Here is a 22,451-nt window from a genome sequence, read left to right as displayed (position 1 = left end):
GGCAGAGCCCGATCAGGGCCTGGATGAGACGGAAGCGGAAGCGTGTCGTCACGGAAGCCACCTTATCCCACATCCTCAGGTCCCCGCCAGCAGCGCGTCAACCCGGCTGCGCTCCGGCATGCCCTTGCGGCCACCGAAGGCAGTGCATTTCAGCGCGGCGGCGGCATTGGCGAAACGCACCGCCCTTGCCAAGGGCTGGGCCTCCGCCAGAGCCAGTGCGAGCGCCCCGTGCCAGGTGTCGCCCGCGCCCAGCGTGTCGACGGCCTGGACCGGGAAGGCCGGCTCATGGCGGACCGATCGCCCGTCCATATACCAGGCGCCACGGTTGCCGTCGGTGACGAGATAGATGTTGGCGGCCTCACGGGAGGCATGGGCGAGGGCGGCCGCCAGATCCTCCATGCCGGTCAGGTCGCGCAGCGCCGGCGCGGAGAACCCCACATGGGTGGGAAGCTCCAGAACCTCGGGGCGCGTCGGTCGCCGGTCGGCATCGAGCACCGAGGGAAGGCCGGCCGCGCGGGCCAGGGGCAGCAGCGCCAGCGCTGCTTCGATCCAGCGTGTTTCTGCATAGGCGGCATCCGCCCCGCGCAGAACCCGCCCATCGATCCAGCCGGCATCGGAGGGGATGGCTGGGTCGGAATAGCTCACCACCAGCCGCTCGCCCTGCCGGTCGATGACCACCGCCGAGACCGGCGAGCGGTAGCCCGGACAGCGGCGCACCAGGCTGCAGTCGACGCCATCGCGCTCCAGTTCCGCGATCATCATCGTGGCGAAGGGATCATCGCCCAGCCGCGCGATCAGGGTCACGGCGGCGCCGAGCCGCGCACAGGCGGTGGCGGCATTTCCGGCCAGCCCGCCGCCCGAGGTCACCATGTGGCTGGAGCGGAATTTCAGCGGGACGGTCGGAATGGCGTCCAGCGCATAAATGATGTCGAGCGTGGTAATGCCGGCGCAAACAATGCGCTTGGCGCGAGCAGCGGTCATGCGTGCGGTCTCGTCCCGACATAGAGGGCGCTGGCGCCGATGGCGACGCCGGACAGTGCGATGCCGATCGCCGGGGCGGTGAGCCAGACGAGGCCCCATGACAGCACCATGGAACCGATGGCGATCACCTTGTAGCGGGGCGCGATGGCGCCGCGCTCGCGCCATGTCCGCACCGACGGGCCGAATCGGGGATGGTTGAGCAGCCACCATTCGAACCGGGGCGAGGACCGGGCGAAGCACCAGGCCGCCAGAATCAGGAATACCGTTCCCGGCAGCCCCGGCAGGAAGACGCCGATGACGCCGATGACCGTGAACAGGCAGCCGGCGAGAAAGACCAGGAAACGGAGGGGGCGGGCGAGCATGTTCAGCCAGCCTTGATGAGGCGGATCGCCTCGTTGCGTCCGAACAGGTAAAGCAGATCACGCAGCGCCGCGCCACGGTCCGTGGCAAGGTCCGGATCGGTTTCGATCACCAGCCGGGCGTCGTTGCGGGCCGTCTCGAGCAGGCGTCCGTGATGGTCGAGCCGCGCCAGGCGGAATCCCGGCATGCCCGATTGCTTGGTGCCGAGCAGGTCGCCTTCTCCGCGCAGGGTCAGATCCTCCTCGGCGATGCGGAACCCGTCCTCGGTCTCGCGCATGGTGTCGAGGCGGCGGCGCGCCGTCTCTCCCAGCGGGCCCTTGTAGAGCAGGATGCAGGTGGAGGCTGCCGCGCCGCGGCCGATCCGCCCGCGCAGCTGATGGAGCTGGGCCAGGCCGAAATGCTCGGCATGGTCGATCACCATGATCGATGCGGCCGGCACGTCCACCCCGACCTCGATCACCGTGGTCGCGACCAGCAGCCGGCTCTCCCCGGCGGAGAACCGCGCCATGGCGGCGTCCTTGTCGCCGCCCTTCATCTGGCCGTGGACGATGTCAACCGCCGCGCCGAAACGCTGCTGCAGCATGGCGAAGCGCTCCTCGGCCGCGGCGAGGTCCGGGGTGTTCTCGTCGGGCTCCTCGGCCTCGGCGACCAGCGGGCAGACCCAGTAGACCTGCCGGCCGGCATCGAGCGCCCGGCCGATCGCGTCCACCACCTCGGCGAGCCGCTCCATGCCGATGACCCGCGTGTCGACCGGCTGGCGGCCGGCCGGCTTTTCGCGGAGCTGCGAGGAGTCCATGTCGCCGAAATAGGTCAGGACGAGCGTCCGCGGGATCGGTGTCGCGGTCATGACCAGCAGATCGACCGCTTCGCCCTTGGCGGCCAGCGCCAGGCGCTGCTGCACGCCGAACCGGTGCTGCTCGTCGATGACGGCAAGGCCGAGATCGGCGAACCGGACGGGGTCCTGGAACAGCGCGTGGGTGCCGACGACGATAGGGATCGCTCCCGAGGCGAGGCCGGCGAGGATGTCCTCGCGCTCGCGGCCCTTTTCCCGGCCGGTGAGGATGGTCACGGTCAGCCCGGCCGCCGCGGCCAGGGGGGTCAGGGTCCGCGCATGCTGGCGGGCGAGCAGTTCCGTCGGCGCCATCAGGGCCGATTGTCGTCCGGCCTCCGCCGCCGCCGCCATGGCCATCAGCGCCACGACGGTCTTGCCCGAGCCGACATCGCCCTGCAGCAGCCGCAGCATCCGCGTCGGCGCGGTCATGTCGGCCGCAATCTCGGCGATGGCGGCCGTCTGCGATCCCGTCAGCGTGAAGGGGAGGGCGCCGGCAATACGGGCGCGCAATGTCCCGTCCCCGACATTGCGCCGCCCGGCGGGGCGTTTCAGATTGGCGCGCACCAGCCCCAGGGCGAGCTGGTTGGCGAGGAGTTCGTCATAGGCCAGCCGCGTGCGGGCCGGTCCCTCCGGCGCGCAGGTCTCGGGGCTGTCCGGCTGATGCACCCGGCCGAGGGCCGTGGCGAAATCCGGCCAGCCCTCGCGCGCGACCAGCCGCGGCTCCAGCCATTCGGGCAATCCTGGCAGGCGGGCGAGGGCCGCTTCCGCGGCCCGCCTGACATGGCCGGAGCCGAGCCCCTCGGTCAGCGGATAGACCGGTTCCATCAGCGGCATCGTCGCCGCCTGGTCCGGCGCCAGCACCCGGTCGGGATGCACCATCTGCCGCATTCCGTCGAAGAGCTCGATCCGGCCGGAGACGATCCGCGTCTCGCCGACCGGGCACATCTGCTCGATGCGGCTGCGATGGGCGTTGAACCAGACCAGCGTCAGGTCACCGGTCTCGTCGGAGACGAGCACCTTGTAGGGCGCGCGAGATTTTCCCGGTGGGGCCGGGCGGTGCTTTTCGACGCGCACGGCCAGGGTGACGATGGCGCCCGGCACGGCTTCAGCCAGTGTCGGGCGGGCGCGTCGGTCGATGAGGCCGCTCGGCACGTGGAACAGCAGGTCGACCACCCGCGGCGGCCCCTCGGTGCCGAGCAGCCGGGCATAGAGGCCTTCGAGCTTGGCGCCGACACCCTTGAGGGTCGTGAGCGGTGCGAAGAGGGGGTCGAGTCGGGCGGGACGCATGGCGGCAATCTAGTCCGCCCGTGCCTTTGCTGACAGACCGTGGCGCGGTGCGGCTTGTAAATCCCGCGCCGTCTTTGCTAGGGGTGCCGCGCACCGGGTGTCGTCCGAAAGGGCGTTCCCGGCTTTTGCCGTTAGCTGCCCTGCATTCGCGCCGGCTCCGCGGGCGGATGTCGGACGTAGAAGCGCTGCAACCCGTTACGAGGCCCTGTCGATGACCGGAACCACCCGTTCCTCCGCCGATCTCGATCCGCGACGCCGGAAGATCCTCTTCCGGTCATGGCATCGCGGCACCCGCGAGATGGACCTGATCATGGGCCGCTTCGCCGATGTCCATATCGGCGATTTCACCGAGGCCGAACTCGATGATTTCGAGCGGCTGATCGAGGTGCCGGACCGCGATCTCTTCGCCTGGGTCACCGACAAGGCGGACACGCCCGGCAATTACGACACCAGCGTCTTCCGGGCGCTCAAGACCTTCCATTCCGAGGGCCGGGGAGCCTGGGTCGGCTGATGGCCAAATCTCCGACAGCCAGCGGTCGTTCGCCCGCCGATGTCGTCGCCTCGCGCGGCCGTCTGACGCTTGCCGGCGTCCCGCCGGGCTATGACGCGCTGGTCGTCGCCGATCTCGCGCGCCAGCTCCACGCCAAGGGCAACCAGGCCTCGCCGGAGCTCCTTGTGATCTGCCGTGACGGTCCGCGCATGCAGGCCATGGAGACGGCGCTCGCCTTCTTCGCGCCTGGCATCGAGCTTCTCTCCGTCCCCGCCTGGGACTGCCAGCCCTACGATCGCGCCTCGCCCAACGGCGCGATCATGGCCCGGCGGATGCTGACCCTGTCGCGCCTGGCGCGCACGACCGGCCGCGCCACCCCCGCCATCGTGCTCACCACGGTCAATGCGGCGCTGCAGCGCGTGCCGGCGCGCGCGGTGCTGGCGCGGCAATCCCTCTCCGCCGCGCCCGGCAATGTCATCGCCATGGCCAACCTCCAGGTCTGGCTGGAGAGCAACGGCTATCTGCGCACCTCGACCGTCCGCGAAATCGGCGAATATGCGGTGCGCGGCGGCATTCTCGATCTCTTCGCGCCGGGCCTCGAGGCGCCGATCCGCCTCGACTTCTTCGGCGATACGCTGGAATCGATCCGCTCCTTCGATCCCGAGACCCAGCGCACCACCGGCAACCTGCCGCGCCTCGATCTCGTGCCGACGGCGGAAATGCAGATCACCACCGAGACCATGGCGAAGTTCCGCCTGTCCTACGTGCGCGCCTTCGGCGGCTCGACCAAGGGCGACGCGCTCTACGAGGCCGTGTCGGAAGGCCGGCGCCATCCCGGTGTCGAGCACTGGCTGCCGCTGTTCCACGACCGCCTCGACACGCTGTTCGACTATCTGCCCGATGCCGGCATCGTCCTCGATGCGCAGGTCGAGGAGGCCGCGCGCGAACGGCTGACGACGATTGCCGACTATTATGACGCCCGCAAAACCGCTCTGGAACAGGATTCCGGCACCGCCTACAAGCCGCTGCCTCCCGACGGGCTCTATCTGACGGCAGAGGACTGGGACCGGCGACGCGGCGGCGAGGCCGTGGTCCGGCTGTCGCCTTTCGCCCTTGCCGGCGCCTCCGACGGGGCAATGATCGACCTCGAGGGCCGGCGCGGCCGGTCCTTCGCCGCCGAGCGGGCCGACGAGAACGCCAATATCTTCGACGCGGTCGCCGCCCATGTGGCGGCTTTGCGCAAGGACAAGAAACGCGTCCTCGTCGCGGCCTGGTCGGAAGGCTCGCGCGAACGGCTGCAGCCCATTCTCGAGGATCACGGGCTGAAGGCGCTGCGGCCGGTCGCCAGCTGGTCCTCGGCCCAGGCCCTGCGCGGCGATGAGATCGCGCTCGCCGTGCTTGGCGTCGAGGAAGGGTTCGAGACGCCGGACCTCGTTGTCATCGGCGAGCAGGACATTCTCGGCGACCGCCTTGTGCGGGCGCAGAAGCGCCGCAAGCGGGCACAGGATTTCCTGTCGGACGTGACCAGCCTGTCGGCCGGCGACCTCGTCGTCCATGTCGACCATGGCATCGGCCGCTTCATCGGCCTGAAGACCGTGACGGCGGTCGGCGCCCCCCATGATTGTGTCGAGCTGCACTATGCCGGCGGTGACAAGCTCTTCCTGCCCGTGGAGAATATCGAGCTCCTGACCCGCTACGGGTCCGAGGATGCCGAGGCGCAGCTTGACCGGCTCGGCGGCGGCGCCTGGCAGTCGCGCAAGGCGCGGCTGAAGAAGCGCATTCTCGAAATGGCCGCCGGCCTGATCAAGATCGCCGCGGCCCGGGCACTGCGCGAGGCGCCGAAACTGGTGCCGCCGGACGGCGCCTATGACGAATTCGCCGCCCGGTTCCCCTATGAGGAGACCGAGGACCAGGCCGGCGCCATCGACGCGGTGCTCGAAGACATGGGCTCGGGGCGGCCGATGGACCGCCTCGTCTGCGGCGATGTCGGCTTCGGCAAGACAGAGGTGGCGCTCCGGGCCGCCTTCGCCGCCGTGCTGAGCGGCAAGCAGGTGGCGGTGGTGGTGCCGACGACGCTGCTCGCGCGCCAGCATTTCAAGACCTTCGCCGAACGCTTCAAGGGCCTGCCGGTGACGGTGGCCCAGGCCTCGCGCATGGTCGGCGCGGCCGATCTCGCCGCCGCCAAGAAGGGCCTGACCGACGGCACGGTCGACATCGTCGTTGGCACCCATGCGCTGCTCGGCAAGGCGATCGCCTTCAAGGATCTCGGGCTCGTCATCGTCGATGAGGAGCAGCATTTCGGCGTCGGCCACAAGGAGCGGCTCAAGGAGCTGCGCGCCGAGGTCCATGTGCTGACGCTGACAGCGACGCCGATCCCGCGCACCCTGCAACTGGCCATGACCGGCGTGCGCGACCTGTCGATCATCGCGACACCGCCGGTCGACCGCCTGGCGGTGCGCTCCTTCGTGACGCCTTTCGATCCGCTGATCATCCGCGAGGCGCTGCTGCGCGAGCGCTACCGCGGCGGCCAGGCCTTCTTCGTCTGCCCGCGGATCGAGGACCTCGCCGAGGCCGAGGCCTTCCTGCGCGAACATGTGCCCGAGGCGAAATTCATCATCGCCCACGGCCAGATGGCCGCCGGCGACCTCGAGGACCGGATCGGCGCCTTCTACGACGGCAAGGTCGACATCCTGCTCTCGACCACCATCGTCGAATCCGGCCTCGACATCCCCCGCGCCAACACGCTGATCGTCTGGCGGGCCGACATGTTCGGCCTCGCCCAGCTCTACCAGCTGCGCGGCCGCGTCGGCCGGGCCAAGACCCGCGCCTATGCGCTGTTCACCCTGCCCGAGAAGAAGCCGGTGACGCCGCAGGCCGAGCGGCGCCTCAAGGTGCTGCAGTCGCTCGACACGCTCGGCGCCGGCTTCCAGCTTGCCTCCCACGATCTCGACATCCGCGGCGCCGGCAACCTGCTCGGCGACGAGCAGTCCGGCCACATCAAGGAGGTCGGCTACGAGCTCTACCAGCAGATGCTGGAGGAGGCGGTGTCGATGATGAAGGCCGGCCTCGTCGAGGATACGGTCGAGGACAAGTGGTCGCCGCAGATCACGGTCGGCACGCCGATCCTCATCCCCGAGACCTATGTCGAGGATCTCGGGCTCAGGCTGCAGCTCTACCGGCGCCTCGGCGATCTCGACACCGACGAGGCGATCGACGCCTTCGCCGCCGAGATGATCGACCGCTTCGGGCCGCTGCCGCCGGAAGTCGAGCATCTGATCAAGGTCGCGGTCATCAAGGCCTATTGCCGCCGGGCCAATGTCGAGAAGGTCGATTCCGGCCCGCGCGGCATCGTCATGGCATTCCGCGACCAGAAATTCGCCAATCCCGCCGGCCTCGTGCGCTATATCGGCGAGCAGGGATCGCTCGCCAAGGTGCGGCCTGACCAGAAGATCGTCTTCATCCGCGACTGGCCGCGGGCCGATGACCGTCTGAAGGGCACGGCGGTGATCCTGCGCAACCTCGTGAAGATCGCGGAGACGAAGAAGGCGGCGTGAGGTCGACTTGCCAATGCCGTCCGACCCCGGTCCGTCCCCGCATGGTTGCGGGGGAGATCACGGCAGGGCTTTATCCACCACCTCTGGCGAGAGCGCGCGCCCGCTCCTATTTTGGGACTAGCGTCGGGCGGTGCGGCTCGGCATGATTCCCGCAGAACAGGCGTCCCAATCCGCAGCGGGTTGGGCATGGATCGAACCGGCTTATCAGGCGTGGCGTCAATGCGGCACGAATTCAGGACGATGACACGAGACGCAGCAGCGGGCAGGGACGGGACGGGAGCGGTATGGCAGGCCAGCGCTCCCGTCGCCATGGCCGGAAAACGCGACGAGCGCGACCAGGATCCCGGCGGACCGGGCACATCGGTCATCGCCAAGACGCGCCCGCAGACCAAGAAGCCGAGCCTTTACCGGGTTCTGCTGCTGAACGACGACTACACGCCGATGGAGTTCGTCGTGCACATCCTGCAGAAATTCTTCAACAAGAGCACCGACGACGCGACGCGGATCATGCTCCATGTGCACCAGCATGGCGTCGGGGAATGCGGCGTCTATACCTATGAGGTGGCGGAGACCAAAGTGACCCAGGTCATGGACTTCGCCCGTAAGAACCAGCATCCGCTGCAATGCGTGATGGAAAAGAAATGAGTTTTGCGAACGCCGGTTTTCCGGCACTCTTGGGCGCTACGGCGCACAGCGAACGTCGACGAGGTTCCCTTGCCTTCATTCTCCCGCAGCCTTGAACAGTCGCTTCATCGGGCTCTCGCACTCGCCAATGAGCGACGCCACGAATATGCGACTCTCGAGCATCTCCTTCTCGCCCTGGTCGATGATCAGGACGCTGCCGCGGTGATGAAGGCCTGCAGCGTCGACCTTGAGAAACTGAAGAAGAGCCTCGTCGGCTATGTCGACGCCGAGCTTGAGAACCTCATCACCGACGGTTCGGAGGATTCCAAGCCCACGGCCGGCTTCCAGCGCGTCATCCAGCGCGCCGTGATCCACGTCCAGTCCTCCGGCCGCGAGGAGGTGACGGGTGCCAATGTGCTGGTGGCGATCTTCGCCGAGCGCGAGAGCCATGCCGCCTATTTCCTGCAGGAGCAGGACATGACCCGCTACGACGCGGTGAACTATATCAGCCATGGCATCGCCAAGCGGGCCGGGCTCTCCGAGGCGCGGGCGCCGAAGGGCGCCGACGAGCCGGAAGAGGCCAAGGAAAAGGCCGCGGACGGCGACAAGAAGAAGGGTGACGCCCTCGACACCTATTGCGTCAACCTCAACAAGAAGGCACGGGAAGGCCGCATCGACCCGCTGATCGGCCGCGACAAGGAGATCAGCCGCACCATCCAGGTGCTCTGCCGCCGCCAGAAGAACAACCCGCTGCTCGTCGGCGACCCCGGCGTCGGCAAGACCGCCATCGCCGAGGGCCTGGCCAAGCGCATCGTCGAAAACGACGTGCCGGAGGTCCTGAAGGACGCGACCGTCTTTTCGCTGGACATGGGCACGCTGCTCGCCGGCACCCGCTACCGCGGTGATTTCGAGGAGCGTCTCAAGCAGGTGATCAAGGAGGTGGAGGCCCACCCCAACGCCATCATGTTCATCGACGAGATCCATACCGTGATCGGCGCCGGCGCCACCTCGGGCGGGGCGATGGATGCCTCCAACCTGCTCAAGCCGGCCCTCGCCCAGGGCACGCTGCGCTGCATCGGCTCGACCACCTACAAGGAGTATCGTCAGTATTTCGAGAAGGACCGGGCGCTCGTCCGCCGCTTCCAGAAGATCGACGTCAGCGAGCCGACGGTCGCGGATTCCATCGAGATCCTGAAGGGCCTGAAGACCACCTTCGAGACCTATCACAAGCTGCGCTACACCAACGAGGCCATCAAGGCGGCGGTGGAACTGTCGGCCCGCTACATCCATGACCGCAAGCTGCCGGACAAGGCGATCGACGTGATCGACGAGAGCGGTGCGGCGCAGATGCTGGTGCCCGAGAACAAGCGCAAGAAGACGATCGGCATCAAGGAGATCGAGGCGACGATCGCGACGATGGCCCGTATCCCGCCGAAGACCGTCTCGAAGGACGACGCCGAGGTGCTGCGCAACATCGAGACGACGCTGAAGCGGGTGGTCTACGGCCAGGACAAGGCGATCGACGCGCTCTCCGCCTCGATCAAGCTCGCCCGAGCCGGCCTGCGCGAGCCGGAAAAGCCGATCGGCAACTACCTCTTCTCCGGCCCGACCGGGGTCGGCAAGACCGAGGTCGCCAAGCAGCTCTCCCAGGTGCTTGGCGTCCAGCTGCTGCGCTTCGACATGTCGGAATATATGGAGCGCCACACGGTCTCACGGCTGATCGGCGCGCCGCCCGGCTATGTCGGCTTCGACCAGGGCGGCCTGCTCACCGACGGTGTCGACCAGAACCCTTATTGCGTGCTGCTGCTGGACGAGATCGAGAAGGCCCATCCGGACCTCTTCAACATCCTGTTGCAGATCATGGACCATGGAAAACTGACCGATCACAACGGCAAGCAGGTCGATTTCCGCAATGTCATCCTCATCATGACGACCAATGCGGGCGCCGCCGATCTCGCCAAGCCGGCCATCGGCTTTACCCGCAACAAGCGGACAGGCGACGATTCGGAAGCGATCAACCGTCTCTTCGCCCCCGAATTCCGCAACCGCCTCGACGCCGTCATCGCCTTCGGCCACCTGTCGACCGAGGTCATCGGCAATGTCGTCGAGAAGTTCGTCCTGCAGCTCGAGGCCCAGCTCGCCGATCGCCAGGTGACGATCGAGCTGTCGCCCGACGCCAAGGAATGGCTGATCGAGCGCGGCTATGACGAGCAGATGGGCGCCCGCCCGATGGCGCGTGTCATCCAGGAATATGTGAAGAAGCCGCTCGCCGAGGACCTGCTGTTCGGGCGCCTGAAGAATGGCGGCCATGTCAGGGTCATCGTGTCCAAGGACGAGGAGGGCTTCCCGATCCTCTCCTTCGACTATCCGGCAGGCCCGGTCACCCCCAAGGCCGAACCGGTGGCGCCCGACGTCCGCCGAATCGCCAAGCGGGCAGCGGCCAAGAAGACGGTGGCCGCGAAACCGAAGCGCAAGCCGAAAGGCGGCGGCGGTGGGGGAGGCGTTCCCGCACCCTCCGAGCCGCGGCGCCCCTCGGGTTCCGTCCCCAAGGTGCCGCTCAAGGCGGATTGATCGTCTTGTTGCCCATTGCGAGCCCGGCCTGGTCCCTTGACCGCGCCGGGCTCGCTCGTTGGGCGAGGCGAATGGCCCGCATGCATCATCGCTCTTGCCATGAGCCGTCGTCTGGTCGAGTGATCGATGCCTGATGGACCCTGAACGCGCCCTTTCGCCTCCGCTGACCCAGGGCGTCTATTACCGCCGCGGATTGCGTGCGGCCGTCGCCCTGCCGGCGGTCATCCTCGCCGCCACCTTCATCGGCATCGGTTCGGTCTGTGCCGATTACGGCATGCCGCTCGCCTGGGCCGTGCTGGCCACCGTCCTGATCTGGGCCGGGCCGGCCCACCTCATCCTCGTCGGGGGGCTCGGCTCGGGGGCATCCTGGCTCGCGATCGCCCTCACCGTCGGGCTCTCCTCGGTCCGCCTCCTGCCCATGGTCGTCTCGTTGCTGCCCTATCTGCGGCTGCAGAACCGCCATCCCGTCGTCGCGGTCGTCTGCGCCCATCTGGTGGCCATTTCGATCTGGGTCGAGAGCCTGCGTCTGCTGCCTCAGATCGACGGCGAGGGTCGCGTCCCCTTCTTCCTCGGTCTCGGGACCGGCCTGCTCGCCTCCGCAACGACGGCGACGGTCGTTGGCTATGGCCTCGCGGGGATCATCCCGCACGCCTTCGCGGCGGGGCTGCTGTTCCTGACGCCCATCTTCTTCCTCCTGTCGCTCTTCGCCACGGCCCGCGTGCTCTCCGACCAGCTCGCCATCGGCTTCGGCTTCTTCGGCCTGCTGCTGGGCGCGCTGGCGGGTGACGGGCTCGAACTGCTCTATGCCGGTCTCGGGGGCGGAACCCTCGCCTATGGGCTTGCGCGGCTGAAGCGGGCGAGGGACGCCGCGTGACCCTCTTCGGTTCCGATCTGGCGCCCTATATCGCGCTGATTCTCCTCGGCTTCCTGCCGAGCGAGATCTGGCGCTGGATGGCGCTGGTCGTCGGCCGCGGCCTCGACGAGAATTCCGAGATCCTGATCTGGGTGCGGGCCGTGGCCACCGCGACGCTCGCGGCTGTCGTCGCCAAGCTGGCCTTCTTTCCCGCCGGCGCCCTTGCAACCCTGCCGCTCGGCTGGCGGATCGGCGCCTTCCTGGCGGGGGTGGCGGTCTACTGGATCGGCCGGCGCAGCGTGCTGTTCGGCGTGCTCGCCGCCGAACTCGTCATTGTCGGCGGCGCCCTGTGGCTGGGGCTGACATAGTCAGCCGCCGGCCTGCATGGCCTCCAGTGCGGCACGGATGGTGGCGGCATGGGTCGCCAGAACCTCGGCATTTTCCATGGCGCCGGTATGCGGCCGCAGCGCGACACCCGTCCAGCGCGGCAGCACGTGAACGTGGATATGGAAGACCACCTGTCCGCCGGCTGTCTCGTTGAACTGCTGGATCGTCAGTCCATCGGCCGCCATGGCGCGCTTGACGCCCTTGGCGACGAATTGCACGGCGCGGGAGAGATCGGCCAGATCGTCGGGGTGAATGTCGAGGATGTTGCGGGCGGCGGCCTTCGGAATCACCAGCACATGGCCATCCGCGCGCGGCATGATGTCCATGAAGGCCAGCACCTTATCGGTCTCATAGACCTTCTGGGCCGGCATCTCGCCACGCAGGATCTTGGCGAAGACATTGTTGGGATCATAGGCGGTGGTCGACATGAAAACACCCTCGCGAACCGGTCCGCGAGGGTGTCGCAATCGCGAGGCGCGGCGTCAAGCCGCGCGCGGTCACCAGTAGTAGCGCCGGACGAACCGGCGGCGAACGAAGCGGCGGCGGACGTAGTAGACGCGCCGCGGGCGGTAGACGAAGCGTCGGCGGCGGCGGACGATGTAATACTGCATCTCGGTGGGCTGCTCGACCACCGGCGTCACTGCAGCCGTGGCCGTCGGCGCAACGGGAGCGGCCTGGGCAGCACTGCCGGCGGCGGCGACCGCGACAGCCCCAGCGGCCGCGGCGAAGAAGGTACGACGATGGATCATTCTCAATCCTCCTGATGGCTGTGCTGGCGCATGGGGGAAGAGTGCTGCGCCGGTTGACGCGACGTCAAGTCGCTTCGGTGGCAACCCTGTCAGGCGACTGTTTCTGAATGTCGACGCCCGGCGACCGCGGTCGTGTCGCCGGGCGGGGGGGCGGATCAGCCCCGGCGACGGACACGGCGGACGATGCGGCGGGTCCGGCGGCGGGTCCGACGCAGCACGCGGCGGGCGCGGCGGTGGCGGCGCCGCATTTCCAGCGGTTCGCCGGCAATGGGAAGGGCGGCAGCTTCGGGGGTGTCAGCCGCCGTCACCGTGTCGGCGAGCGGGGCGGCCTGGGCGGTGGCAGCGAGGGTGGTGGCGGCGACCCCGGCGGCGAGGGCGGCAAAGAACGAGCGGCGATGCAACATGGGACCTTCTCCTTGTGGACATGTTCGAACCGTCTCGACCGGTTCGACTGCATCCTGGTCCCGTCGACCTGAACTGCTGATATCGGCAGGTTTAGCCGGCGTTCACAATGCTGCAAGAGCGGTCAGCCTGTCACGCCACGTCACATGGCATCCCGCGGGCTGCCACCGGACCGAAACGGAGCGCGGTGAGACTGCGGACGCATCGGATCTCTTCGTGATATCTTTTCACCAGCGGCGTGCCGCTCCATTCTTCAATGTTCTGAGGAGGCCGCCGTGGCAATCGATCCCCAATCCGCGGTGACGGGCGCCGAAGCACTGACCGAGGCTCAGGACGCCGAGCAGCAGAAGAAGAAGACCGACCAGGCGGCTGCCGATGCCGGCGGATGGCTCGACGTGGCAGCGACCGTCATCGACGTCGTCGCCAGTACCGCGTCCTCTGTCGGGCAGGCGACAGCATCCGCCGCCTCGACCGTCACCCAGACGGCCGGAACCTTGACCTCGGGTGCCTTCGAGACCGGCGGCGCCATGGCGTCGGGCGCCATCGAGACCGCTGGAACCATCGCGTCCGGCGTCGGCGACGTCGCCGGCAGTATCGGCAAGGGGCTCGGCGGCCTCGACCTGTAGACGTGCCGCGACGTTCCGTGTCAGTCCTGCTCGTCAAGGGACGCACGTCGGAACGGTGTCATCGCGCCAAGGTCCTGGATGGCCTCGGCGATATAGCTGCGCTCGCGGGCGAGATAGTCGTCCACCGCCCGGCGCAAGCCGCGATCGGCGATGAAATGGGCTGAGTGGGTGGTCACCGGCTTGTAGCCGCGCGCCAGCTTGTGCTCGCCCTGTGCGCCGGCCTCGACGCGTTTCAGCCCGTGGCGGATCGCGTAGTCGATGGCCTGATAATAGCAGACCTCGAAATGCAGGAACGGATGCTCCTCCACCGCCCCCCAGTGGCGTCCATAGAGCACCTCTTCGCCGATGAAATTGATGGCGCCGGCAACGTAACGCCCCTCCCGTTCCGCCATGACCAGCAGGATCCGGTCAGCCATCCGCGCGCCGATCAGGGAGTAGAAAGCCCGGGTCAGGTAGGGACGACCCCATTTGCGTGAGCCGGTATCGATGTAGAACGCATAGAACCGGTCCCAGACCTCTTCGGTGAGGTCGGCGCCGGTCAGCCAGCGGATGGTGATGCCCCGGCCCTCGAGCGCCTCGCGTCTCTCGCGCCGGATCACCTTGCGCTTGCGCGAGGACAGGGCGGCGAGAAAATCGTCGAAGACCGCATAGCCCTCGTTCTCGAAATGGAACTGCGTGTCGTTGCGCTGCAGATAGCCCGCCGCCGCCATCAGCTCCCATTCATCCTGCCGGCAGAAGGTCACATGGAGCGAAGAGACCCCGGCTTGCACCGCGACCTGGGCCGCGCCCTGGACCAGGGCCGTCCGGGCGAGATCGGCCTCGGGTCCCGCGCGCACCAGGAGACGGCGTCCGGTCGCCGGCGTGAAGGGGACGCTCGCCTGCAGCTTGGGATAGTAGCGCCCGCCGGCGCGCTCATAGGCCTCGGCCCAGCCGCCGTCGAAGACATATTCGCCGCGCGAATGGCTCTTGAGGTAGCAGGGCATGATTGCCGCCACCGCCTCGCCCCGCTCGAGGATCAGGTGATGGCCCAGCCAGCCGGTCTCCCGCACGGCCGAGCGCGACTCCTCCAGGCTGAGGAAGAAGGCATGGTCGAGGAACGGATCGACGCTCCCCGATGTCCCGGCCGCGCAGGCGTTCCACACATCGGCAGGGATATCCGCGACGCTGGACGCGACGCGGAGCGTGAAGGGTGCGGAACTCATGGCCGGGAGCTTAGGCGAGATAGCCCTCGAAGGTCACCTGATCCGCATGGCGGGCGGCGATCAAACGCTCGTCATCCGTCCGCACCGTCCAGCAGATGACGGGCCGCTTCAGCGAGCCGCGATAGCGCTCGGTGGCGACGCTCGGCAGGTCGGCGACCCGCCACGACAGGAAATCGGGATCGGTGCGCTCCATATGCGCGAAAGCCGCCAGTTCGGCACGCATGGCCGGGGACAGGCCGGCCCAATAGGCGCCGGCATAGTGCGATTCCGCGACGATCCCGCGGACGAGATCAGGCGCGTTGTCCTTCAGCCAGGCGATCGGCGCGGGATCGAAGGACATCAGCGCCACCGGACCGGAATAGGCGGTCGCAAGCCCGGCGACCCGGCGGGTGAGGGCGAGCTTGCCGTCGAAGTCCGATTTGATCTCCACCACCAGCGGCACCCGGCCATCGACCAGCGCGAAGAGCTCGGCGAGGGTGATCATCCGGTCGTCCGTCGCCTTGAAGGCGAGTCGCTTCAGCGCCGCCGCGTCATGCGCATCGACACGGCCGGTCGCCTGCGTCAGGCGATCGAGCGTCGCATCATGGAAGACGATGGCGTCGCCGTCCGCGGTCGGCTGCACGTCGCATTCGATGGCATAATCGCCGGCGATCGCCGCCGTGAAGGCGCGCGGGCAGTTCTCGATGACTCCCGGCGTCAGCCCGTGCAGGCCGCGATGGGCGATGGGCCGGGCGGTGAGCCAGCCGATATCGCTGCGGCCACCCATCACGCGATCTCGACCAGCGCTTCGACCTCGACGGCGGCATTGGCGGGCAGGGCCGCGACGCCGATCGTCGAACGGGCGTGGCGCCCCTTGTCCCCGAACACCTCGACCATCAGGTCCGACGCTCCGTTCATGACCTTAGGCGCATCGACGAAGTCCGGCGTGCAGTTGATGAAGCCACCGAGGCGGACGATGCGGATGACGTTGTCGAGATTGCCGACCGCGGACTGGATCTGGGCGATGACGTTCAGGGCGCATTGCCGCGCCGCCTTCTGGCCGTCCTCGATGGATACACCGCCGCCAAGCTTGCCGGCCATCAGCCCGGCGGGGCCGAGCGAAATCTGGCCGGAGACCACCAGCATGGTGCCCGACCGCACGAAGGGGACGTAATTGGCGATCGGCGCGACGGGGTTCGGCAGGACGATTCCGAGTTCGGCGAGACGGGCAGCAATGGCGGACATCATGAACCTCGGTCTGGGGTGAGTGCGGCGGAACCTGCCCCAATGAGCCGGTCGGGGCAAGGGACGGCAACGCGACACCACCATGCCGCGTTGTCGCCCTCTCGCGGCCTCTCTATGGTGCAATGCCGAAGGCTGGCGCTCGGGTCTTGTCCCGCAGGTCGCCGCATGGAGTCCCGCCCGATGACCGTCATCCGCACCGCGTTCGCCATAACCGTCGCCGGTCTGCTCCTCGTCGGAACTGGCGCGGCCGCTGCTCAGGCCCAGGCGACCGGTCCCGCGACCCTGTCGCCGCACCGGGCCATCTATGATCTCAGCCTCGACCCGCGGCGGCCGGCCCGCGGCCTCGACCAGGCCCGCGGCCGCATCCTGTTCGAGACCGGCGGCAACCGGTGCGAGGGCTTCACGACCTCCTTCCGCCAGGTGGTCGAACTGACCATGAACGGAGACCGGGTCGTCATGGATGTCCGCACCGCCCATTTTGAGGAAGGTGACGGCAGCGGCTTCCGCTTCACCTCCCAGTCGAGCCAGAACGGCGCCGCCAAGGTCGAGACGGACGGCACCGCGACGCGCGGGCCGGACGCGGTGAGCGTCGTCGTCCGGCGGCCGCGCCCCCTGAACAAGCAGATCGACCGCGCTGCGATCTTCCCCACCGAACATCTCATCCGTCTGGTCGCGGCGGCACGCGAGGGCCACACCATTCTTGAGGCGAAGGTCTATGACGGCGCCGAGACCGGCGAGAAACTCTACAATGCGACGGCGATTATCGGCCGGCGGATCGCGCCGGGCGCCGGCGAGGTCGAGGTCGCCGCCCGCGATCCCAAACTCGCGGCCCTTGCCCGCTGGCCGGTGACGATCAGCTATTTCGAGGAAGGCCGCGACAGCGCCACCCCGGTCTATTCCATCGCCTTCGAGCTCTACGAGAACGGCGTGTCGCGCCAGCTCGTCATCCATTACGGCGATTTTTCCCTGCGCGGTGAGCTGGCGAGCCTCGCATGGCAGCCGGAGACGGCCTGCACGCGGCCCTGAACCGCGTCAGTCGTCGAGGGTGATGCCCTTGACCACGGCTGCCTTGCCGAAGCGGGTCCGCAGGGCGTCGACGGCACCCTCCACCTTGACGCTGCGGGCGATGGAGGGGTCGACGAGGTCGGCGGGATCGGCGCGTCCCGGGTCGGTGAGCTCGGACAGACCGATGCCGATGAGCCGGTAGGCGGTGCCGTCGGCCTCCTTCATCAGCATGTCCCGGCCGGTCTCGAACAGGCGTGTGGCGAGCAGCGTCGGCGAGGGCAGGGCGCGCGAGCGCGTGCGGATCTTGAAGTCGGCCGTCTTCAGCTTCAGCGTCACCGTGGTGCCGGCGAATCCTTGCGCCTTCGCCCGCGCCGAGACCTTCTCGCACAGCAGGAAAAGCTTCTTCTCGAGGGTGCGCGCGTCGCGGATGTCCGTGTCGAACGTCGTCTCGGCCGAGATCGATTTCGTCTCCTTGTCCGGCGAGACGCGCCGCTCGTCGATGCCCCGGCTCAGCCGCGACAGCCTCAGGCCCATGGCGCCGAAGCGGCGCATGAGGTCGCCCTCATCGAGCCGCCTCAGATCGGCGATCAGCCTGAACCCCTCCCGCTCCAGCGCCTCCTGGGTGGCGCGGCCGACCCCCCAGATCAGCGAAACCGGCTTCGATCCGAGGAATTCCAGCGCCTCGGCGCGACCGATGGCGGCGAAACCGCGCGGCTTGTCCATGTCCGAGGCGATCTTGGCAAGGAACTTGTTGTAGGACAGCCCGACCGAGACGGTGATGCCGATCTCCCGCTCGACAGTCCTGGCGAAACGGGCCAGCACCATGGCGGGTGCGGCGCCGTGCAGCCGCTCGGTGCCGGTCAGGTCGAGAAAGGCCTCGTCGATGGACAGCGGCTCGACCAGCGGGGTAAGCGCCAGCATCGCCTGGTGCACCTGACGACCGACGCCGACATACTTTTCCATGTTCGGCTTGATCACCACGGCCTCGGGGCAGAGCTGCAGCGCCTTGAACATCGGCATGGCGGACCGGACGCCATGGATGCGCGCCACGTAGCAGCAGGTCGAGACGACGCCGCGCCGGCCGCCGCCGATGATCACCGCCCGGTCGACCAGGCTGGGGTCGTCGCGCTTCTCGATCGCCGCATAGAAGGCGTCGCAATCGACATGGGCGATGGAGAGGCCGACAAGCTCGGCATGCCGGGCGATGCGCGGCGATCCGCAGGCCTGGCAGCGCTGGGCGCCCGGGGCGGCTTCCGTCAGACAGTCGCGGCAGAAGGCGAAGGCGGCCATGAGCGGACCGTGGACGCGATGGCGGGCCTCAGCAAGGGGGCTTTTGGCATCAGGCGAAATCCCGCTCCCACGGACCCGCACCGAGCACATGGGCGGCGCGCACCACCGCCTCCGGCTTGACTCCCGCATGGGCGGCGAAGGCCAGAAGCAGCGGCTCGTCGCCCATCAGATGGTCCATGATCGCGGTGAGGAATTCCGGCTGTCCGGCGATGTCGCGGATCTGGCCGAGATCGATCCCGGCCAGCGAGGCGAAGCGCTGCAGCCGGTCCTCGTCACCGGCGAGAAAGGCGAGGGCCTCGGCCGCCATGGCTTCGGCTGCAGCCCTGGTTCGATCTTGCGGACGCAACGTCATGGTTTGTCCTTTTGAAAGGATTTGGGGCTAGCTTGAGGGCCATCCGTCAAGGTCCGGCAACCATCCCCGGCCATCCGGAACATGCGAGTGGTGATGTCGAAAACCGTCATGATCGTGGAAGACAACGAGCTCAACATGAAGCTCTTCCACGATCTGTTGGAAGCCAACGGCTATCGGACGATCCAGACGCGCAATGGCACCGAAGCCCTGTCCCTGGCCCGCGAGCACCGGCCCGACCTGATCCTCATGGATATCCAGCTGCCCGAGGTCTCGGGCCTCGACGTGACGCGCTGGATCAAGGAGGACGAGACGATCCGGCATATTCCGGTCATCGCCGTCACTGCATTCGCGATGAAGGGCGACGAGGAACGAATCAGGGCGGGCGGCTGCGAGGCCTATCTGTCCAAGCCCATCTCCGTCACCAAATTCATCGAGACCGTCCGGCATTTTCTCGGCACGGCCTGAGGAGACACGACCAGCCATGACCGCCCGCGTCCTCGTCGTCGATGACATCCTCGCCAATGTGAAGCTGCTGGAAGCGCGGCTGTCGGCGGAGTATTTTGACGTGGTCACTGCGAGTTCGGGCATGGAGGCGCTGTCCATCTGCGAGCGCGCCCAGTGCGACATCGTCCTGCTCGACGTGATGATGCCGGGCATGGACGGTTTCGAGGCCTGCCGTCGGCTCAAGGCCAATCCGGCGACCCACCACATTCCCGTTATCATGGTCACGGCGCTGGACCAGCCAGCCGACCGGGTCCAGGGCCTTGAGGCGGGCGCCGACGATTTCCTCACCAAGCCTGTCAACGATTTCGCCCTGGTGACACGGGTGCGCTCCCTCGTCCGGCTCAAGATGATGCAGGACGAGCTGCGCATGCGCGCCGTCACCTCGCGCGAGATCGGCATGCGCGACGCCCTGTCGGAGGCCGCCGCCGAAACCGGACTGAACGGCCGCATCCTCGTGGTCGATGACCGCGCCTCGTCCCATGAGCGGATCGTCCAGGCCTTGCGTAACCAGCATCAGGTCGAGGTCGAGACGCGGCCCCAGGAGGCTCTTTTCAAGGCCGCCGAGAACGACTACGACCTCGTCATGGTCTCCCTCGGCCTGACCGAATTCGACCCACTGCGGCTCTGCTCCCAGCTCCGTACGCTCGACCGGACGCGTGGCCTGCCGATCCTCGTCGTCGCCGAGCCCGAGGACGATGCGCGGCTGTTGCGCAGCCTCGATATCGGCGCCAATGACTATCTCATGCGCCCCATCGACCGGAATGAGATGGCGGCCCGCGTGCGCACCCAGGTGCGCAAGAAGCGCTACACCGCGCGCCTCAGGGACAATGTCCAGCAGTCGATGGAAATGGCCATCACCGACGGGCTCACCGGGCTGCACAACCGGCGCTACATGGAAAGCCATCTCGGCACCCTCGTCGAACAGGCCTCGATCCGCGGCAAGCCGCTGTCGGTCCTCGTGCTCGACATCGACTATTTCAAGGCGGTCAACGACACATACGGCCATGACGCGGGCGACGAGGTGCTGCGCGAATTCGCCCAGCGGTTGCGCAAGAGCGTGCGCGGCATCGACCTGGTCTGCCGCCTCGGCGGCGAGGAATTCGTTGTCATCATGCCGGACACGGATGCCGGCGTCGCCTCCATCGTCGCCGAACGGATCCGCAGCCGTGTGGCCGGCGATCCCTTCCCGGTGCACAAGGGCGCCCGCGCCATCGACGTGACCGTCTCCATCGGCATGGCCCAGCGCCAGGGCAGTGACGCCGATCCCGACGTCATCCTCAAGCGCGCCGACCAGGCGCTCTATCGCGCCAAGCGCGACGGCCGCAACCGCGTCGTCCTCGACGCCGCCTGAGGCTGGCAGCGTTTACCGTGCCGGTAAACCGCGTTTGTTGAGGTTAAGGAACGGTTTATCGGCCGATCCTGTCCGCCGATATTGTCGCTGCCCCGCCCGGACTCTAGGGTTCTGCCAGATCAGGCTGCGATCTCCTCTGTGGGACATCGGCGTCGGCCTGGTCGACACCCTGCGTGCACTCAGGTCCGCCGCATCTCCTGGGACCGTGGGGCAGGCCGGTCGGGTTCGGCGCGGATGGCCTCTCCGTTTTGCCGTTGGCCCGGCCGGCCACCTCGTTGCCAACCTGATGGTCACCAAACGAAAAACGGCCCCCGAAGGGGCCGTTCCAGTCACCGATCGGCCATGCCGACCGTGACAATCACTTGATCTTGGCTTCCTTGAACTCGACGTGCTTGCGCGCAACCGGGTCGTACTTCTTCATCGACAGCTTGTCGGTCATGGTGCGCGAGTTCTTCTTCGCGGTGTAGAAGTAGCCGGTGTCGGCGGTCGAGATCAGCTTGATCTTGATGGTGGCGGCTTTGGCCATGGCAAGTCCTCGCGGAAGGTCGTTGGATCGGGTCGTGCCTTGGGGACAGAGGGCTTACGCCCGCCGCGTCGCCGACGGCTGGTTGCGGCGGATGTGACAGGTCGATGCCGCCTTGTCAAGGCAAGGCCCGGTTTCGGCCCGCCGCTTCAATAGACGTCGGCCTGGTAGCGTCCCGCCTTCTTCATCGCCTGGACATAGGCTACCGCCGCCTCCGGGCTGCGGCCGCCATGGGTTGCGATGACGTCGACCAGCGCCGCCTCGACGTCCTTGGCCATCCGCTTGGCATCGCCGCAGATGTAGAAATGCCCGCCCTGGTCGAGCCAGCGCCAGAGTTCCGCGCCGGTCTCGCGCATCCGGTCCTGCACATAGACCTTGTCGCTGCCGTCACGCGACCAGGCGAGCGACAGGCGCGTCAGCACGCCGGAGGCCTTCAGCGCCGCGAGTTCGTCGGCATAGAAGAAGTCGGTGGCCTGCCGCTGGTGGCCGTAGAAGAGCCAGTTCGGTCCTGGCGCCTTGTCCGCCGCCCGGTCCTGCAGGAAGGCGCGGAACGGCGCGATGCCGGTGCCCGGACCGACCATCACCACCGGCACGGCCGGGTCCGCCGGCAGGGCGAAGCCATGGGCGCGCTGGACATAGACCCTGACGGCGGCACCGGGCGCGGCACGTTCGCCGAGAAAGGTGGAGGCGACGCCAAGCCGCCGGCGCTTGCCGATGACGTAGCGCACCGCGTCGACGGTGAGGGAGACCAGGCCGGGTTCGGCCTTGGGCGAGGAGGAGATCGAATAGAGGCGCGGCTGCAACGGCTCCAGCGCCTCCACGAAGGCCTCCGGGTGGGGCCTGACCCCCGCGAATTTGGTCAGGACGGCAAGAACATCCAGCCCCTCCGCATCGCCGTCCGGGTCCTCGCCGCGGGCGAGGGCCCTGGCCTTCCGGCGCTGGTCGCCCCCGGTGAGGAAGGAGATCAGCTCGAACAGGCCGTCGGGTGCCGGTGCCAGCGACACCTCGTCGGCGAGAACGGCGCGCAGCGTCCGGCCGCGCACCGGCGTGACGTGGGAGGCCCCCAGCATGGCGATGATCTGGTCGACGAGACCCAGGTCATTGGTCGGGTAGATACCAAGGGCGTCGCCCGCGACATAGTCGAGGCCGGCGGCGCCGAGGTCGAACTCGACATGATAGGTCTCCTTCTGCGAGCCCTCGCCGGTGAGCCGCCGGGCCGACAGGAAGGGCACCGCCACCGGCGCCTCGCGCGAGCGGCCGGGGAGCCCGGCCGGTGGGGCGGCG

At 67.9% G+C, this 22,451-nt stretch carries 23 protein-coding genes; 10 read left to right on the top strand and 13 right to left on the bottom strand.

Going from position 1 to position 22,451, the window contains the following annotated elements:
* Positions 1 to 75: 75 nt before the first annotated feature.
* From Q0C57_RS18080 to recG, 3 genes are read right to left on the bottom strand one after another with little or no spacing between them, the layout of a single operon-like run.
* The gene (locus Q0C57_RS18080) at positions 76 to 981 is read right to left on the bottom strand and encodes a PfkB family carbohydrate kinase (protein ID WP_296578429.1); all 906 of its coding nucleotides are present in this window, start codon (positions 979 to 981) and stop codon (positions 76 to 78) included.
* Entirely contained in the window at positions 978 to 1,343 is a 366-nt protein-coding gene (locus Q0C57_RS18075) for a YbaN family protein (RefSeq protein ID WP_296578426.1), read from the bottom strand. The genes Q0C57_RS18080 and Q0C57_RS18075 overlap by 4 nt, the downstream gene beginning before the upstream one ends.
* Positions 1,344 to 1,345: 2 nt before the next feature.
* Positions 1,346 to 3,460: an ATP-dependent DNA helicase RecG gene (gene recG / locus Q0C57_RS18070; RefSeq protein ID WP_296578423.1), complete on the bottom strand. Its 2,115-nt coding sequence runs from the start codon at positions 3,458 to 3,460 to the stop codon at positions 1,346 to 1,348.
* A 211-nt stretch (positions 3,461 to 3,671) separates the two neighbouring features.
* Between recG and Q0C57_RS18065 the strand changes: the two genes are divergently transcribed.
* The 6 genes from Q0C57_RS18065 (at position 3,672) to Q0C57_RS18040 (ending at position 11,920) form a co-directional block, all read left to right on the top strand.
* Complete coding sequence (locus Q0C57_RS18065) at positions 3,672 to 3,971, top strand: succinate dehydrogenase assembly factor 2 (RefSeq protein ID WP_296578420.1); 300 nt, start codon at positions 3,672 to 3,674, stop codon at positions 3,969 to 3,971.
* A complete protein-coding gene (gene mfd, locus Q0C57_RS18060; protein WP_296578419.1) occupies positions 3,971 to 7,504 on the top strand; it encodes a transcription-repair coupling factor in 3,534 nt (1,177 codons plus the stop codon). The genes Q0C57_RS18065 and mfd overlap by 1 nt, the downstream gene beginning before the upstream one ends.
* Before the next feature lie 309 nt (positions 7,505 to 7,813).
* The gene (gene clpS, locus Q0C57_RS18055; RefSeq protein ID WP_296578500.1) at positions 7,814 to 8,149 is read left to right on the top strand and encodes an ATP-dependent Clp protease adapter ClpS; all 336 of its coding nucleotides are present in this window, start codon (positions 7,814 to 7,816) and stop codon (positions 8,147 to 8,149) included.
* Between the two features lie 69 nt (positions 8,150 to 8,218).
* Positions 8,219 to 10,699 (top strand): ATP-dependent Clp protease ATP-binding subunit ClpA, encoded by a 2,481-nt coding sequence (gene clpA / locus Q0C57_RS18050; RefSeq protein ID WP_296578417.1) that lies wholly within the window; start codon positions 8,219 to 8,221, stop codon positions 10,697 to 10,699.
* 133 nt (positions 10,700 to 10,832) lie between these two features.
* Positions 10,833 to 11,573 (top strand): AzlC family ABC transporter permease, encoded by a 741-nt coding sequence (locus tag Q0C57_RS18045; RefSeq protein WP_296578415.1) that lies wholly within the window; start codon positions 10,833 to 10,835, stop codon positions 11,571 to 11,573.
* On the top strand, positions 11,570 to 11,920 hold the full coding sequence (locus Q0C57_RS18040; protein WP_296578412.1) for an AzlD domain-containing protein: 351 nt from the start codon (positions 11,570 to 11,572) through the stop codon (positions 11,918 to 11,920). Before Q0C57_RS18045 ends, Q0C57_RS18040 begins: the two co-directional genes overlap by 4 nt.
* Here Q0C57_RS18040 and Q0C57_RS18035 read toward each other — a convergent pair whose 3' ends face one another.
* The 3 genes from Q0C57_RS18035 to Q0C57_RS18025 form a co-directional block, all read right to left on the bottom strand.
* Positions 11,921 to 12,367 (bottom strand): HIT family protein, encoded by a 447-nt coding sequence (locus Q0C57_RS18035; RefSeq protein ID WP_296578409.1) that lies wholly within the window; start codon positions 12,365 to 12,367, stop codon positions 11,921 to 11,923.
* Positions 12,368 to 12,436: 69 nt separating this feature from the next.
* Positions 12,437 to 12,688, bottom strand: coding sequence for a hypothetical protein (locus tag Q0C57_RS18030; RefSeq protein ID WP_296578406.1), 252 nt, complete (start codon positions 12,686 to 12,688; stop codon positions 12,437 to 12,439).
* Positions 12,689 to 12,843: 155 nt separating this feature from the next.
* The gene (locus tag Q0C57_RS18025; protein ID WP_296578403.1) at positions 12,844 to 13,092 is read right to left on the bottom strand and encodes a hypothetical protein; all 249 of its coding nucleotides are present in this window, start codon (positions 13,090 to 13,092) and stop codon (positions 12,844 to 12,846) included.
* A 273-nt stretch (positions 13,093 to 13,365) separates the two neighbouring features.
* On the opposite strand from Q0C57_RS18025, the gene Q0C57_RS18020 reads away from it, so the two are divergent.
* Complete coding sequence (locus tag Q0C57_RS18020) at positions 13,366 to 13,716, top strand: hypothetical protein (RefSeq protein ID WP_296578401.1); 351 nt, start codon at positions 13,366 to 13,368, stop codon at positions 13,714 to 13,716.
* Positions 13,717 to 13,736: 20 nt separating this feature from the next.
* On the opposite strand, the gene Q0C57_RS18015 is transcribed toward Q0C57_RS18020, so the two are convergent.
* Genes Q0C57_RS18015 through Q0C57_RS18005 form a run of 3 tightly spaced genes read right to left on the bottom strand, consistent with a single transcriptional unit; the run spans position 13,737 to position 16,145 of the window.
* Positions 13,737 to 14,918, bottom strand: a complete 1,182-nt coding sequence (locus tag Q0C57_RS18015) for a GNAT family N-acetyltransferase (protein WP_296578397.1) — start codon at positions 14,916 to 14,918, stop codon at positions 13,737 to 13,739.
* A gap of 10 nt (positions 14,919 to 14,928) precedes the next feature.
* Positions 14,929 to 15,684 carry a glycerophosphodiester phosphodiesterase family protein gene (locus tag Q0C57_RS18010; RefSeq protein ID WP_296578395.1) on the bottom strand — a complete coding sequence of 252 codons (756 nt, stop codon included), beginning with the start codon at positions 15,682 to 15,684 and terminating at the stop codon, positions 14,929 to 14,931.
* Positions 15,684 to 16,145: a RidA family protein gene (locus Q0C57_RS18005; RefSeq protein WP_296578392.1), complete on the bottom strand. Its 462-nt coding sequence runs from the start codon at positions 16,143 to 16,145 to the stop codon at positions 15,684 to 15,686. Before Q0C57_RS18005 ends, Q0C57_RS18010 begins: the two co-directional genes overlap by 1 nt.
* 177 nt (positions 16,146 to 16,322) lie before the next feature.
* Between Q0C57_RS18005 and Q0C57_RS18000 the strand changes: the two genes are divergently transcribed.
* Positions 16,323 to 17,168 carry a cell envelope integrity EipB family protein gene (locus Q0C57_RS18000; protein ID WP_296578389.1) on the top strand — a complete coding sequence of 282 codons (846 nt, stop codon included), beginning with the start codon at positions 16,323 to 16,325 and terminating at the stop codon, positions 17,166 to 17,168.
* Positions 17,169 to 17,174: 6 nt separating this feature from the next.
* Here the strand turns inward: Q0C57_RS18000 and Q0C57_RS17995 are convergent, their stop codons facing one another.
* Together Q0C57_RS17995 and Q0C57_RS17990 are read right to left on the bottom strand one after the other, a co-directional pair.
* Positions 17,175 to 18,437: a DNA polymerase IV gene (locus Q0C57_RS17995; protein WP_296578386.1), complete on the bottom strand. Its 1,263-nt coding sequence runs from the start codon at positions 18,435 to 18,437 to the stop codon at positions 17,175 to 17,177.
* Positions 18,438 to 18,486: 49 nt separating this feature from the next.
* A complete protein-coding gene (locus Q0C57_RS17990; protein ID WP_296578384.1) occupies positions 18,487 to 18,789 on the bottom strand; it encodes a DUF3572 domain-containing protein in 303 nt (100 codons plus the stop codon).
* Between the two features lie 93 nt (positions 18,790 to 18,882).
* Between Q0C57_RS17990 and Q0C57_RS17985 the strand changes: the two genes are divergently transcribed.
* Entirely contained in the window at positions 18,883 to 19,254 is a 372-nt protein-coding gene (locus Q0C57_RS17985) for a response regulator (RefSeq protein WP_296578380.1), read from the top strand.
* 16 nt (positions 19,255 to 19,270) lie between these two features.
* Positions 19,271 to 20,644, top strand: coding sequence for a PleD family two-component system response regulator (locus tag Q0C57_RS17980; protein ID WP_296578376.1), 1,374 nt, complete (start codon positions 19,271 to 19,273; stop codon positions 20,642 to 20,644).
* Positions 20,645 to 21,002: 358 nt separating this feature from the next.
* Here Q0C57_RS17980 and rpmG read toward each other — a convergent pair whose 3' ends face one another.
* Together rpmG and Q0C57_RS17970 are read right to left on the bottom strand one after the other, a co-directional pair.
* Entirely contained in the window at positions 21,003 to 21,170 is a 168-nt protein-coding gene (gene rpmG / locus Q0C57_RS17975) for a 50S ribosomal protein L33 (RefSeq protein ID WP_296578373.1), read from the bottom strand.
* A gap of 146 nt (positions 21,171 to 21,316) precedes the next feature.
* Positions 21,317 to 22,451 (bottom strand): sulfite reductase subunit alpha (locus tag Q0C57_RS17970; protein ID WP_296578372.1); only part of this gene is annotated, 1,135 nt, incomplete at its 5' end.

It is taken from the genome of Phreatobacter sp. (assembly GCF_022843985.1).
Classification (GTDB): domain Bacteria; phylum Pseudomonadota; class Alphaproteobacteria; order Rhizobiales; family Phreatobacteraceae; genus Phreatobacter.
The sequence above is the reverse complement of the archived record's forward strand: the minus strand, read 5'-3'. Positions and strand labels throughout refer to the sequence as shown.